Raw genomic sequence first — 14,289 nt, 5'->3', positions numbered from 1 at the left:
GACTACTCCGCCGCCGCCAGCGGGGCGATCCGACGGCTCTGCCTGGCCTGTTCGTTATAGTCCTTCTGCCAGTCGGTCGGGCCGTTGGACGGCGCCACCTGCACGGCGGTGACCTTGTATTCCGGACAGTTGGTCGCCCAGTCCGAGAAGTCGGTGGTGATCACGTTGGCCTGCGTGTCCGGATGGTGGAACGTCGTGTAGACGACGCCGGGTGAGACGCGGTCGGTGATCAGCGCGCGCAGCGTCGTTTCGCCGGAGCGGCTCGCCAGCCGCACCCAGTCGCCGTCGCGGACGCCGCGGACCTCGGCGTCATGCGGATGGATCTCCAGCCGGTCCTCGGYATGCCAGGCAATGTTTCCGGTGCGCCTTGTCTGCGCGCCGACATTGTACTGGGACAGGATACGTCCTGTGGTGAGCAGCAGCGGATAGCGCGGGCCGGTCCGCTCGTCCGTCGCCACATATTCGGTGCGGATGAACTTGCCCTTGCCGCGCACGAAGCCGTCGACATGCATGATCGGCGTGCCGAGCGGCGCCTTCTCATTGCAGGGCCACTGCACCGAGCCGACGCGATCGAGCAGCTCGAACGAGACGCCGGCAAAGCTCGGCGTCGTCTTGGCGATTTCGTCCATGATCTGCGACGGATGCGTGTAGTTCCAGTCGAGCCCGATGGCCCGGGCAAGCTCTTGCGTCGCTTCCCAGTCGGCGTAGCGCGCCTTCGGCTCCAGTACCTTGCGCACCATGTTGATGCGGCGCTCGGCATTGGTGAAGGTGCCGTCCTTCTCGAGGAAGGTCGAGCCCGGCAGGAAGACATGAGCGTAGTTCGCCGTCTCGTTGAGGAAGAGGTCGTGCACGACCACGCATTCCATCGCGGCGAGGCCGCCAGCGACATGCTTGGTGTCCGGATCGGACTGCAGGATGTCCTCGCCCTGGATGTAGATGCCCTTGAACGAGCCGTCGACGGCGGCGTCCAGCATGTTGGGAATGCGCAGGCCGGGCTCTTCGTCCAGCTTCACGCCCCACAGGCTCTCATAGATGTCGCGCACCGCGTCGCCCGAGATGTGGCGGTAGCCCGGCAGCTCATGCGGGAACGAGCCCATGTCGCAGGAGCCCTGCACATTGTTCTGGCCGCGCAGCGGGTTCACGCCGACGCCCGGACGGCCGATGTTGCCAGTGGCCATCGCGAGATTGGYGATCGCCATCACCGTGGTCGATCCCTGGCTGTGCTCGGTGACGCCGAGGCCGTAATAGATCGCGCCGTTGCCGCCCTTGGCGTAGAGCCGCGCGGCACCCCGGATGGCTTCCGGGTCGACGCCGGACAGCTTGCCGACAACCTCGGGGCTGTTTTCCGGCAGCGCGACGAAGGATGCCCAGTCCTGGAACTCGGCCCAGTCGCAGCGCTCACGGATGAAGGCTTCATTGTAGAGCCCCTCGGTGACGATGACATGCGCCAGCGCCGTCAGCACCGCCACATTGGTGCCGGGCTTCAGCGGAAGGTGGTAGTCCGCCTCGACATGCGCCGACTTGACCATCTCGGTGCGCCGCGGATCGAGCACGATCAGCTTGGCGCCCTGGCGCAGCCGCTTCTTCAGCCGCGAGGCGAACACCGGATGTGCGGAAGCCGGATTGGCGCCGATGATAACGGCGACATCGGTGTRTTCGACGGAGTCGAAATCCTGCGTGCCGGCCGAAGTACCGTAGGTCTGGCCGAGCCCGTAACCGGTCGGCGAGTGGCAGACGCGGGCGCAGGTGTCGACATTGTTGTTGCGGAAGCCCTGCCGCACCAGCTTCTGAACGAGATAGGTCTCCTCGTTCGTGCAGCGCGAGGAGGTGATGCCGCCGATCGCGGTGCGTCCATACTGATACTGGATGCGGCGGAATTCCTTCGCCGTGTGCGCGATCGCCTCTTCCCACGACACTTCGCGCCACGGATCGGTGATCTTCTCGCGGATCATCGGCGACAGGATGCGGTCCTTGTGGGTGGCGTAGCCATAGGCGAAACGGCCCTTGACGCAGGAATGGCCGTGGTTTGCCTGGCCGTCCTTGTAGGGCATCATGCGGATGACCTCGTCATCCTTCACCTCGGCCTTGAACGAGCAGCCGACGCCGCAATAGGCGCAGGTGGTGACGGCCGAGCGCTCCGGCATGCCCTTTTCGAGCACCGTCTTCTCGCGCAGCGCGTCGGTCGGGCAGGCCTGCASGCAGGCGCCGCAGGAGACACATTCGGAAGCGATGAAATCCTCATGCATCCCGGCGACCATGCGCGATTCGAAGCCGCGGCCCTCGATGGTCAGCGCGAAGGTGCCCTGCACCTCTTCGCAAGCGCGCACGCAGCGCGAGCAGACGATGCACTGTGCCGGGTCGTAGGTGAAATAGGGGTTGGATTCGTCGCGGGCGATATAGTCGACGGCCAAGGAGCCGTGGCCGGGCRCGACGCCATTCTCCTGCTTGACGTGGTTGCGGCCCTCGACGCCGTAGCGGTTCTCGGTAAGACCGACCGACTTCGCCACCGYGTCGAACTCGCTGGCGCCGGTGCCGGCCTTCTCGTTCCAGCCGGTCGGATGGTCGGAGACGTAGAGCTCCATGACGCCGCGGCGGATGGCATCGAGCCGGTCYGACTGCGTGCRCACCACGATGCCCTCCGCAACGGGCGTCGTGCAGGAGGCCGGCGTGCCGCCGCGCCCTTCGATCTCGACCAGGCAGACGCGGCAGGAGCCGAAGGAGTCCAGCATGTCGGTGGCGCAGAGCTTCGGGATCTCGATCCCGCCTTCCATCGCCGCGCGCATGATCGACGTGCCCTCAGGCACCGTGATGCTCTGCCCGTCGACGGTGAGCGTGACCTGCYTCGTCGCCTTCGACTCCGGTGTTCCGTAGTCGATCTCTTCGATGAGTGTCGGGAAGTCGGCCTTGATGTTCATCTGCCAGCTCCTATTCAGCCGCCACGCGCGCCGGCGCGGGCTTGAAATCCTCGGGGAAGTGCGTGATCGAACTCATCACCGGATAGGGCGTGAAGCCGCCCAGCGCGCAGAGCGATCCGAACTTCATCGTGTTGCAGAGGTCAGTGACCAGGGCGAGGTTCTTCTCCGCCTCGATGCCCGCGGCGACCTTGTCCAGGACCTCCACGCCGCGCGTCGAGCCGATCCGGCAGGGCGTGCACTTGCCGCAGCTTTCGATGGCGCAGAACTCCATGGCGAAGCGCGCCTGCTTCAGCATGTCGGCCGTCTCGTCGAATACGGTGATGCCGGCATGGCCGATCAGTCCGTCGCGCTTGGCGAATTCCTCGTAATCGAAGGGCGTGTCGAACAAAGCGCGCGGGAAATAGGCGCCGAGCGGTCCTCCGACCTGCACCGCCTTCACCGGACGGCCCGAAGCCGTGCCGCCGCCGATCTCGTCGACGATCTCGCCGAGCGTCAGGCCGAAGGCCGTCTCGAACAGGCCGCCATTTTTGACATTGCCCGCGATCTGGATCGGGATCGTGCCGCGAGAGCGGCCCATGCCGAAATCCTTGTAGTAGGCCGCGCCCTTGTCCATGATGATCGGCACCGAGGCCAGGCTGATTACATTGTTGATCACCGTCGGCTTGCCGAACAACCCTTGGATGGCCGGCAGCGGCGRCTTGGCGCGCACGACGCCGCGCTTGCCTTCGAGGCTGTTCAAGAGCGAGGTTTCCTCGCCGCAGACATAGGCGCCGGCGCCGACGCGGATTTCCATGTCGAAGGCGTTGGGCGAACCCAGCACATTGACGCCGAGCACGCCCRCCTGGCGCGCGATCGCGACGGCCCTGTTCATCGTCGCCACCGCATGCGGATATTCCGAGCGGATATAGACGAAACCCTTGGTCGCACCGGTGGCGATGCCGGCGATCGCCATGCCTTCGATCAGCACGAAGGGATCGCCTTCCATGATCATGCGGTCGGCGAAAGTGGCGCTGTCGCCCTCGTCGGCGTTGCAGACGATGTATTTCTGCGCGCCCGCCGTATCCAGCACCGTCTTCCACTTGATGCCGGTCGGGAAGCCGGCGCCGCCGCGACCGCGCAGGCCCGACTCGGTCACCTGCTTGACGATTTCGGCCGGCGCCATGGCGACGGCGTTCTGYAGGCCGCGCAAACCGCCCAGCGACTTGTAGGCGTCGAGCGACAGCGGGTCGTTGATGCCGCAGCGTGCGAAGGTCAGGCGCGTCTGCTTGGCGAAGAAGGGGATCTTGTCGGGCGCGCCCAGCCAGCGCTTGTGGTGGCCGCCCTTGAGGAAGCCGCTGTCGAACAGGCTTTTGACGTCGGACGGCTTGACCGGGCCATAGGCGACGCGGCCCGTCTCGGTGGCCACCTCGACCATCGGCTCCAGGAAATAGGCGCCGCGCGAGCCGTTGCGCACGATCTTGGCCTCGACGCCGCGTTCCTTGAGCTCGGCTTCGATCGCCCTGGCGACCTTATCGGCGCCGAGCGCGATGGCGCCGGAATCGCAGGGGATATAGATGCGCGGGATCATGAACGCACCTCCGCGACGATCTCTTCGATCTTCTCGTCATCGAGCCGGCCGATGACTTCGCCGTCGAGCATCGCCGACGGCGAGCAGGCGCAAAGCCCGAGGCAATAGACCGGCTCCAGTGTAACCGATCCGTCGCGGGCGGTCTCGTGGAAATCGATGCCGAGCAACTGCTTGACCTTGGCCGCGACGGCGTCCGAGCCCATCGACTGGCAGGCTTCCGCCTGGCAGAGCTTCAGCACGTGCCGTCCGGCAGGCTTGGCGCGGAAATCGTGGTAGAAGCTGACCACGCCGTGCACCTCGGCCCGGGAAAGGTTCAGCCCATCGGCGATCACCGGCAGAGCGTCCTTCGGAACGTGCCCGAACTCTTCCTGTATGCTGTGCAGGATCGGCAGCAGCGGGCCTTCGAGGCCCTTCATCTCGTCAACGATCGCCGCCGTGCGCGACGCGATCTCGGTACTTGCGGCCTGCATGGTCACGCAGCGCCCTCCCTGGTCGTGGCGGCCAATGTATGTCACCCCTGGATATAGAGCGTTTTCGGGGCAACGACATGCATAGGGCGCAATATCGCTAAGTCCTTACGAAATCAGAGGAAACCCCTGAAATCAATAAAGCGCTCCCGTCGCTTGATAGAAATTTTCTATCAAAATGCGGCGGCTCGCATTGTCTAGCCTAGCGATGGGCGCGGAAATCGTCCGCCAGCGCCATCGCCTCGTCCAGAAGCGCCTGCACCAGCGGCGTGTGCGGCTCGCGTGGCGCCGCCACCAGCCCGACCGTGTGGCTGGCATCCGGCTCGACGATGGGGATCGCCCGGATGGGCTCGGAAAAGCCGAATGTTTCCGCAAGGTTGAGCGGCATGATTGACGACCATTTGCCGGTACGGATATGCGAGAACAGCACGATCATCGAATTGGATTCCAGCGTCGGCCGCACCTGCACGCCGGCTTCCGCCAGATGCTGGTCGATGATGCGGCGGTTCTGCATGTCCGGCGTAAGAAGACAGAGCGGCAGATGGCTGATCTCGGCCCACGTCACTTTGTCGCGGTCAAAATAGGGGTTCCCGACCGCCGTGATCAGCTGATAGCGCTCGTCATAGAGCGGCACGCTGGTGACGCGTCCGAGCGGCTCGTTGTCGAGATAGGTGATGCCGGCGTCGACATCGAAATTGCCGAGCAGCGACAGCACCTCGATCGAGGTGCGCGACAGCACCGAGAAGGTGACGCCCGGGTGCTTTTCGCGGAACGGCGTGGTCAGCCGCGCCACCATGGCCAGCGCCGTCGGTATCGCGGCGATGCGGATGCGCCCGGACAGGCCGTGGCGCGCCGCCCGCATCTCCTCGCGCATGGTCCTTGTATCGCCGACGATGCGACGCGCCCAGCCCAGCACCTGCTTGCCTTCCGGCGTCAGGCCCTGGAAGCGCGAACCGCGCAGCACCAGCATGACGCCGAGCTGCTCCTCGAGCTGCTTGATGCCGGCCGACAAGGTCGGCTGGGTGACGCCGCACACCTCCGCGGCCCGGCCGAAATGCTCCTCCTTGGCCAAGGCGATAAAGAATTCCAGCTTGTCGATCATGCCATCCGGTCCGCGGCGTTCGCCCCAAGGTCGGGGAAATCGCATCGCTTCGCAAGACATACGCGCAATCGGATCTCGTCCACATTTTTGAGCCGGCTATCTGTTTTCCCGCGCCGCGCATGGCGCTATGTGGGGGTAGGGCGGATTGAGGAGGACGACGTGCTKGGTTGGTTTCGCAAGCTCTTGCCGCGCGAGGATCGCTTCTTCGATCTGTTCGAGCGGCATTCRCGCACCGTGGTCGGCGGCGCCGAGGCCCTCGAGCAGCTGCTCAGCGGCAACGACATCGACCGCTGGTGCCAGAAGATCATCGATCTCGAAAACGAGGCTGACGGCATCACCGCCGAGGTCCTGCTTGCCGTCAGGCGCTCCTTCATCACGCCATTCGATCGCGGCGACATCAAGGACCTGATCCAATCGATGGATGACGCCATCGACATGATGCACAAAACCGTCAAGACGGTGAAATTGTTCGAGGTCAGGGAGTTCGATCCACTGATGCGAGAAATGGGCGGCGTCATCGTCCAGGCTGCCCGGTTGGTCGCGGAGGCGATCCCGCTGTTGGGCAAGGTGGGCGCGAACGCCGCGCGTCTCAACGCCATCGCCGAGGAGGTGATGCGCGTCGAGGGCCGCGCCGACGACCTGCACGAGCAGGGCCTGAAAGACCTGTTCAAGCGTCACGGCCGCGGCGACGCCATGGCATATCTGATCGGCTCGGAGATTTATGGCCAGCTGGAGAAAGTGGTCGACCGGTTCGAGGATGTCGCCAATGAGATCAGCGGCATCGTCATCGAGAACGTTTAGGCGATGGAAGCAACGATCGCGTTCCCCCTGCTGGTCGGCCTCGTCGCCGTGGCGTTGTTCTTCGATTTCCTCAACGGCCTGCACGATGCCGCCAACTCGATCGCGACCATCGTCTCCACCCGGGTGCTCAGGCCGCATTACGCGGTGTTCTGGGCGGCATTCTTCAATTTCATCGCCTTCCTGTTCTTCGGCCTGCATGTCGCTGAGACGGTGGGAAAGGGCATCGTCGACGCCAGCATCGTCACGCCGGCGGTAATCTTCTCGGCACTTGTCGGGGCCATCGTCTGGAACATCGTCACCTGGGTCGCCGGCATTCCGTCGAGCAGCTMGCACGCGCTGATCGGCGGACTGGTCGGCGCGGGCGTCGCCAAGGCCGGAACCGGCGCCATCGTCTGGTCCGGGCTCGGCAAGACGGTCGCGGCCATCGTGCTTTCGCCGGCGACCGGATTCGTGCTGGCGCTCGTCCTTGTGGCCATCGTCTCCTGGCTGTTCGTGCGCCAGACGCCGTTTGCCGTCGACAACACCTTTCGCGTGCTGCAGTTCTTTTCCGCCTCGCTCTATTCTCTGGGGCATGGCGGCAACGACGCGCAGAAGACCATGGGCATCATAGCCGTGCTGCTCTATTCGCAAGGCGCGCTCGGCCCCGCTTTCTATGTGCCGCTATGGGTGGTCCTCACCTGCCAGTCGGCGCTGGCGCTGGGTACGCTGTTCGGCGGCTGGCGCATCGTCCACACCATGGGCTCGAAGATCACGCGGCTGAACCCCATGCAGGGTTTTTGCGCCGAGACCGGCGGCGCCATCACGCTGTTCGCCGCCACATGGCTTGGTGTCCCGGTCTCGACCACGCACACCATCACCGGCGCCATCATCGGCGTGGGCGCCGCCCGCCGCGTCTCGGCCGTGCGCTGGGGTATCGCCGGCAACATCGTCGTCGCCTGGGTGATCACCTTGCCGGCGACGGCGGCGATTTCGGCGTTGACCTATCTCGCGACGCGACTGGCCGCATGACGCGGCCCGGGTCGCCGCCGCGTCACTATTCGCCCACCAGGTTCAGGATATTGCCGTCCGGATCCTTGAACCAGGCGACCTTCATGCCTTGACCGACATGGATGTCGCCCTCCAGAGTCAGTCCAGGCATTTCGTAGTGCTCGAAACTGACGCCCTTCGATCTCAGCGACTTGACGATCGGCTCGATCCCGTCGCCTACCGCCCACGTCACAGCCGTCGCCTTGTTGGTGCCGGCGAATTGCGAATGGTAGACGTTGATGAACGTGTCGCCGCTCTTATACACGACCAGCTCGCCGCCCATGTCGTCGACTTGTTTGAGGCCGAGCGTTCCGTCGTAGAACGCCTTGGCTTTCTCCAGGTCCTTCACCGCGAGATTGGCTGTCGCATTGCTGTTCTGCAGCATGACGGTCTCCTTCACAGATAGTCGTGGTGGCGGTGGAGATAGCGCGGWTGGGTCGTTTGGCCATGGCCAGGCTCGAAGCTCGATCCCGATGCAAATCCGACGTGAGCCGTCGCTTTCCGGGRCACGCTCGGCGGGCCATTGCGCCACGGCTTGGTTCCGCCGGCAAACTGCACTATCTGGAACGCCAAAGCCCCGAGGAAATATCATGACCGTTACCAAGGAATCCGTCGTCGAGCGCCTGAAGACGGTGAACGGACCGGACTTCACCGGCAACATCGTCGATCTCGGCATGGTTTCCGAGATTTTCATCGCCGATGCCAAAGTGTTCTTTTCGATCACCGTTCCCGCTGCGCGCGCCCAGGAGCTGGAGCCGTTGCGCGCCGCCGCCGAGCGCGCGGTCAAGTCCATCCCCGGAGTCGCCTCCGCCATTGTCGCGCTGACGGCGGAGAAAAAGGGCGGCGGCATGGAGGCGCCGGTTCCGGCGCGCCCGGCTGCTCCGCGGCCCGCCGCCCCGCAGCCGGCGCCGCAGCGTCCCGCGCCGCACGCTCCCGCCTCGCAGAGCCATGGCAAGCGCGGCGTGCCCGGCATCGACGCCATCATCGCCGTCGCTTCCGGCAAGGGCGGCGTCGGCAAGTCGACCACGGCCGTCAACCTGGCGCTCGGGCTCGCCGCCAACGGGCTGAAGGTCGGCGTGCTCGATGCCGACATCTACGGCCCGTCCATGCCGCGGCTGCTCAACATCCACGGCCGGCCGCAAACCGTCGACGGCAAGGTGCTGAAGCCGATGCAGAATTACGGCCTCAAGGTGATGTCGATGGGCTTCCTCGTCGACGAGGAGACGCCGATGATCTGGCGCGGCCCGATGGTGATGTCGGCGCTGACGCAGATGCTGCGCGAGGTCGAATGGGGCCCGCTCGACGTGCTGGTGGTCGACATGCCGCCCGGCACCGGCGACGCTCAGCTCACCATGGCCCAGCAGGTGCCGCTCGCCGGCGCCGTCATCGTCTCGACGCCGCAGGACCTGGCGCTGATCGATGCGCGCAAGGGCCTCAACATGTTCAAGAAAGTCGACGTGCCGCTGCTCGGCATCGTCGAGAATATGAGCTATTTCCTCGCCCCCGACACCGGCAAGCGCTACGATATTTTCGGCCATGGCGGCGCGCGCCGCGAGGCTGAGCGCCTCGGCGTCACCTTCCTCGGCGAGGTGCCGCTGGAAATGGGTATCCGCGAAAGCTCGGACGCCGGCGCGCCGGTCGTCGCCTCCAAGCCCGAGGGCGCGGAGGCGAAAATCTACCGCGACATCGCCGCGAAGGTCTGGGAGCGGGTCCAGCAAGAGCGCGGTGTGGCCGAAGCCGCCGTGCCGAGCATCGTGTTCGAATAGCCTTCGGTCAGGCGCCGACCTTCTCGCCAAACGTCGAGAAGAACTGCCCGGCGAGCTTCTTCGACGTCGATTCGATCAGACGGCTGCCGAGCTGCGCGATCTTGCCGCCGACCTCGGCCTTGGCGGCATATTTAAGCACCGTCGAGTCCGGCCCGTCGGCGGTCAGCGTCACGTCGGCGCCGCCTTTGGCGAAGCCGGCAATGCCGCCCTTGCCTTCGCCCTGGATGGTGTAGGAATGCGGCGGCTTGAGGTTCTTCAGCGTCACTTCGCCGTTGAAGGTCGCCTTGATCGGTCCGATCTTGAGCACCACGGTCGCCGCCATCTCGGTGGCCGAATTCATCTCCAGGCTCTGGCAACCGGGAATGGCTTCCTTCAGGATCTCCGGGTCGTTGAGGGCTTCCCACACTTTCTCGACGGGTGCGGCGATCCGCTCCTCGCCTTCGATCACCAAAGCCATCAAGACCTCCCCGATTTGCTGATGCYGATTGGTCGTAGCGCGTGGGCCGAAACAAGTCTATCGCACCAAAGTCCGGGTTCGGGCGGCGCCTGCCTCTTGCTTGCGCTCGCGCGTTGTCATATCGATTTGTCATACAAATACGGAGACCACCATGGCAGGCGCCCCCACCAAGAAGAAGAAATTTCGCTCGCAGGAGTGGTTCGACAATCCAGACAATCCCGGCATGACAGCGCTCTATCTCGAGCGCTACCTCAACTACGGCCTGACGCGCGCCGAACTGATGTCGGGCAAGCCACTGATCGGCATCGCGCAGACCGGTTCCGACCTCTCGCCCTGTAACCGGCATCACCTCGAGCTCGCCAAGCGCGTGCGCGAAGGCATCGTCTCGATGGGCGGCATCCCCTTCGAGTTCCCGTGCCATCCGATCCAGGAGACCGGCAAGCGCCCGACAGCCGCGCTCGACCGCAACCTGGCCTATCTCAGCCTCGTCGAGGTGCTCTACGGCTATCCGCTCGACGGCGTCGTRCTCACCATCGGCTGCGACAAGACCACGCCCGCGCTCTTGATGGCGGCGGCCACCGTCAACATTCCGGCAATCGCGCTGTCGGTCGGCCCGATGCTCAACGGCTGGCACAAGGGCAAGCGCACAGGCTCCGGCACCATCGTCTGGGAATCCCGGCAAYGGCTCTCGGCCGGCGAGATCAACTATGACGAGTTCATGGACATTGTCGCCTCCTCGGCGCCGTCGACCGGCTACTGCAACACCATGGGCACCGCCACCACGATGAATTCGCTGGCCGAGGCGCTCGGCATGCAGCTCCCCGGTTCGGCCGCCATTCCAGCGCCCTATCGCGAGCGCGGCCAGATCGCCTACGAGACCGGCAAGCGCATCGTCGACATGGTGCACGAGGACCTGAAGCCGTCCGACATCATGACGCGCCAGGCCTTCGAGAACGCCATCGTCGTCAACTCTGCCATCGGCGGTTCAACCAATGCGCCGATCCACTTGAACGCGATTGCCCGCCACCTCGGCGTGCCGCTCGACAATGACGACTGGCAGAAGATCGGCCTCAACATTCCGCTCCTCGTCAACCTGCAGCCGACAGGCGAGTATCTCGGCGAGGACTACCACCACGCCGGCGGCGTGCCGGCGGTCGTCGCCGAATTGATGAAGGCCGGGCTCCTGCCGCATCCGGGCGCAGTCACCGCCAACGGTAAGACGATGGGCGACAATTGCAAGGACGCCGTCAACGAGAACCACGACGTCATCCGCAGCGCCGACAAGCCGCTCAAGGCCAATGCCGGCTTCATCAACCTCAAGGGCAATCTGTTCGATTCCGCGATCATGAAGACCAGCGGCATCTCGCCGGAATTCCGCGAGCGCTACCTCTCCAACCCGAACGATCCGGAAGCCTTCGAGGGAAATGCCATCGTCTTCGACGGACCGGAGGATTACCACGCCCGCATCGACGATCCGGCGCAGGGCATCGACGAGCACACCATCCTGTTCATGCGCGGCGCCGGCCCGGTCGGCTATCCGGGCGGCGCCGAGGTGGTCAACATGCAGCCGCCGGCCTACCTCATCAAGAAGGGCATCCATTCGCTGGCCTGCATCGGCGACGGCCGCCAGTCCGGCACGTCCGGCTCGCCGTCGATCCTCAATGCCTCGCCGGAAGCCGCGATCGGCGGCGGCCTGGCGCTGCTCAAGACCGGCGACCGCGTCCGCATCGATTTGAAGAAGGGCACGGCCAACATCCTCGTCAGCGACGAGGAGATCGCCAAGCGGCGCGCCGCGCTGCAAGGCAATGGCGGCTACCATTATCCAAAGCACCAGACGCCCTGGCAGGAGATCCAGCGCGGCATGGTCGACCAGTTCTCGGCCGGCATGGTGCTGAAGCCGGCGGTGAAGTACCAGGACGTCGCCCATACCAGCGGCGTGCCGCGCGACAATCACTGATCGTGTTAGCTGGCTAAATCATGAGGGCGGCTTGCCGATGGCAGGCCGCCCTTTTTCGTGCCCTTGTTTCGGCTACGTTCAACGCACAGATAAGGTCGATCCCGGCAGGCTGCGAAGGGTAGAGACTATTTTGGCGAAACGGCGTTCTTCCCTGGGCTTCCTCGGCATGTTCGGCCGCTCCAGCGATCTGCGCCAGCTCGACGAGGCGCTGCGCGCGGCCGATCTGCATCCAGCCCTGGTGCCGGAAGGCGTCAAGCTGACCATCGTCAATCTGATGAACGACCGCTGGCCCGATGAGCCGCCGGCACAAGCCTATCATTCCGTGGCGCAGCTCTGCGGCTATTGCGTCGCCGGRCCGCAGGTGTTCGAGCAGGCCAATGGTCGCGAGCCGACCTTGGCGGTCGAGCGCCGCATCGAGGCGGCGCTGGAGGCCGGCGACAGTTTCGACGCGCAGATCGTGCTGATGACGCTGCATGCCAAGCTGATCAACGCCGAGGTCGTCGAGCGCTACGGGCTGAGTGTGGAGTAATCAGCCGCCCATCTTGCTGCGCGGCAGCTTGATCATCTCGCCGAAGCGGGCGCGCAATTTGTCGTCGAGAACACGCGAGACGTGGCGCGGGAAACGCTCGGCAAGCACGCGCTTCTTCTCCGCGATCGCTCGCGACAGGATATCGGGCCGGCCCTTTTCGTTCCATTCCTTGGGCGAGAACCGGTCGCCGACGGCGGGATAGAAATACTCGGTCTGCATCAGCTTCAACGTCTGGTCGTTGCCGAGATAGTGTCCGGGACCCTTGAGGCAAACATCGGCGATGGTGTCGATCGACAGCGCGTCGTCGGTCACCTCGATGCCGCGCACGCAGCGCAGGCAGTGGCCCAGCATGTCGTTGTCGATGATCAGGCTTTCGAGGCAGAAGCCGAGCAGCGAGGCATGCATGCCCGCCGATTCATAGACCAGGTTGAGGCCGGACAAGCCCGCCATGACATTGGTGATGCCCTTCTCGTAGCCCGCCTGGATGTCGGGCAACTTGGAGTCCGACATGCCGGCCGCCGAGCCGCCGGGCAGGTCGTAATATTGCGCCATCTGCGCGCAGGCCGCGGTCAGCACCGCCTGCTCGGCCGAGCCGCCGGACATGGCGCCGGTCCTGAGGTCGGAGACGAACGGCCAGGTGCCGAAGATCGCCGGATGTCCGGGCTTGATGGCATTGACATAGACCAGTCCCATCAGCACCTCCGCCACCGCCTGCACGACGGCGCCGGCGATCGCTGCGGGTGCCGTGGCGCCCGCCTGGCCGGCCGACAAAAGCAGGATCGGAATGCCGCCTTCGACGCAGGCCTCCAGCACGCCGCAGGCATCCTCGGCGAACTTCATCGGCGGCACCACGAAGCAGTTCGAATTCGACACGAATGGCCGCGCGCGGAAATTCTCCTCGCCGCCGGCGATCGCATAGAGCATTTCCAGCGCCGGCTTGACGTTCTCGCGCACGGTGAACGAGGTGCCGACATGCTTGGACGTTCCTATCACGCAGGCATAGAGCGTGTTGAAATCCATATCGAGCGGATCGGGGATGTCGCGCGGCACCATGGTGCGCTGGAAGAAATGGATGTTGTCCAGCCCATCGACGATGYGAGCGGCATCGTAGAGATCCTGCAGCAGCGACTCGCGATACTCGCGCTTCTCGACATCGACCAGATGCACCGCGGCGCCCGCCGTGCCGAAATGCACGCGCTTGCCCTGGATCGTCATGTCGTGCTTCGGATYCTGGCCGTAGAGGGTGAAGTTGCGCGCCGCTTTTTTGATCGTGTCCAGCACCAGCGCGCGCGGCAGCCGGATGCGGCCATCGTCGCCATAGGTGCCGCCGACCCGGGTCAGCGCCTCGATGCAGGACGGAATGGCATTGGCGAAGCCGACCGTCTCCAGGAGGGTCAGCACCGCTTCGTGGATGCGCTCCTGGTCGTTCTGGCTCAATGGGCCATAGCTGCCGCCTTCAAGCCCCGGCCGCACCGGACGGATATCGTCTGCCAAGGGCGCCGCCCGCATCGCGCGGCGCGCTTCGCGCCCGCCGGATCRCCGCGAACGCTGGTCCGACGACGATTCCTGCTTCTCGAGAGCCACTGACATGGAAGCACTCCACCTTTTGTCTAAACTGCGAGGCGGCACGCGGCGGTTGGTCCACCATCGTCTGCCTCGTCCCCTTCTGGCCCCGACTATGCCGCCGGCATTGGTACAGCCT

12 protein-coding genes are annotated in these 14,289 nt (G+C 64.9%); 5 read left to right on the top strand and 7 right to left on the bottom strand.

Annotated features, from left to right (window positions below):
- Positions 1 to 2: 2 nt before the first annotated feature.
- The 4 genes from fdhF to LCM4576_RS32205 all read right to left on the bottom strand — a co-directional run bounded on the left by fdhF (position 3) and on the right by LCM4576_RS32205 (position 6,051).
- On the bottom strand, positions 3 to 2,915 hold the full coding sequence (gene fdhF / locus LCM4576_RS32220) for a formate dehydrogenase subunit alpha (RefSeq protein ID WP_071036358.1): 2,913 nt from the start codon (positions 2,913 to 2,915) through the stop codon (positions 3 to 5).
- A 10-nt stretch (positions 2,916 to 2,925) separates the two neighbouring features.
- Complete coding sequence (locus tag LCM4576_RS32215; protein WP_071036357.1) at positions 2,926 to 4,482, bottom strand: NADH-quinone oxidoreductase subunit NuoF; 1,557 nt, start codon at positions 4,480 to 4,482, stop codon at positions 2,926 to 2,928.
- Complete coding sequence (locus LCM4576_RS32210; protein ID WP_071036356.1) at positions 4,479 to 4,958, bottom strand: formate dehydrogenase subunit gamma; 480 nt, start codon at positions 4,956 to 4,958, stop codon at positions 4,479 to 4,481. The genes LCM4576_RS32215 and LCM4576_RS32210 overlap by 4 nt, the downstream gene beginning before the upstream one ends.
- Positions 4,959 to 5,151: 193 nt before the next feature.
- The gene (locus LCM4576_RS32205; protein ID WP_040986075.1) at positions 5,152 to 6,051 is read right to left on the bottom strand and encodes a LysR family transcriptional regulator; all 900 of its coding nucleotides are present in this window, start codon (positions 6,049 to 6,051) and stop codon (positions 5,152 to 5,154) included.
- A gap of 159 nt (positions 6,052 to 6,210) precedes the next feature.
- Between LCM4576_RS32205 and LCM4576_RS32200 the strand changes: the two genes are divergently transcribed.
- Complete coding sequence (locus LCM4576_RS32200) at positions 6,211 to 6,852, top strand: DUF47 domain-containing protein (protein WP_041001445.1); 642 nt, start codon at positions 6,211 to 6,213, stop codon at positions 6,850 to 6,852.
- Positions 6,853 to 6,855: 3 nt separating this feature from the next.
- On the top strand, positions 6,856 to 7,860 hold the full coding sequence (locus tag LCM4576_RS32195; RefSeq protein ID WP_071036355.1) for an inorganic phosphate transporter: 1,005 nt from the start codon (positions 6,856 to 6,858) through the stop codon (positions 7,858 to 7,860).
- 25 nt (positions 7,861 to 7,885) lie between these two features.
- Here the strand turns inward: LCM4576_RS32195 and LCM4576_RS32190 are convergent, their stop codons facing one another.
- On the bottom strand, positions 7,886 to 8,263 hold the full coding sequence (locus tag LCM4576_RS32190; RefSeq protein ID WP_071036750.1) for a VOC family protein: 378 nt from the start codon (positions 8,261 to 8,263) through the stop codon (positions 7,886 to 7,888).
- Positions 8,264 to 8,468: 205 nt separating this feature from the next.
- Here LCM4576_RS32190 and LCM4576_RS32185 point away from each other — a divergent pair, with 205 nt between their 5' ends.
- Positions 8,469 to 9,644 (top strand): Mrp/NBP35 family ATP-binding protein, encoded by a 1,176-nt coding sequence (locus tag LCM4576_RS32185; protein ID WP_071036354.1) that lies wholly within the window; start codon positions 8,469 to 8,471, stop codon positions 9,642 to 9,644.
- Between the two features lie 7 nt (positions 9,645 to 9,651).
- On the opposite strand, the gene LCM4576_RS32180 is transcribed toward LCM4576_RS32185, so the two are convergent.
- Positions 9,652 to 10,101: a carbon monoxide dehydrogenase subunit G gene (locus LCM4576_RS32180; RefSeq protein ID WP_040986070.1), complete on the bottom strand. Its 450-nt coding sequence runs from the start codon at positions 10,099 to 10,101 to the stop codon at positions 9,652 to 9,654.
- 151 nt (positions 10,102 to 10,252) lie between these two features.
- Between LCM4576_RS32180 and LCM4576_RS32175 the strand changes: the two genes are divergently transcribed.
- On the top strand, positions 10,253 to 12,058 hold the full coding sequence (locus tag LCM4576_RS32175) for an IlvD/Edd family dehydratase (protein ID WP_071036353.1): 1,806 nt from the start codon (positions 10,253 to 10,255) through the stop codon (positions 12,056 to 12,058).
- A 130-nt stretch (positions 12,059 to 12,188) separates the two neighbouring features.
- A complete protein-coding gene (locus tag LCM4576_RS32170) occupies positions 12,189 to 12,587 on the top strand; it encodes a hypothetical protein (RefSeq protein ID WP_116398060.1) in 399 nt (132 codons plus the stop codon).
- On the opposite strand, the gene LCM4576_RS32165 is transcribed toward LCM4576_RS32170, so the two are convergent.
- Positions 12,588 to 14,177, bottom strand: a complete 1,590-nt coding sequence (locus tag LCM4576_RS32165; protein WP_071036352.1) for a trimethylamine methyltransferase family protein — start codon at positions 14,175 to 14,177, stop codon at positions 12,588 to 12,590. It abuts the gene before it with no gap.
- Positions 14,178 to 14,289 lie beyond the last annotated feature (112 nt).

Origin of the sequence: Mesorhizobium sp. LCM 4576 (genome assembly GCF_001854815.1) — a bacterium.
Taxonomy (GTDB): Bacteria; Pseudomonadota; Alphaproteobacteria; order Rhizobiales; family Rhizobiaceae; genus Mesorhizobium; species Mesorhizobium plurifarium.
The sequence above is the reverse complement of the archived record's forward strand: the minus strand, read 5'-3'. Positions and strand labels throughout refer to the sequence as shown.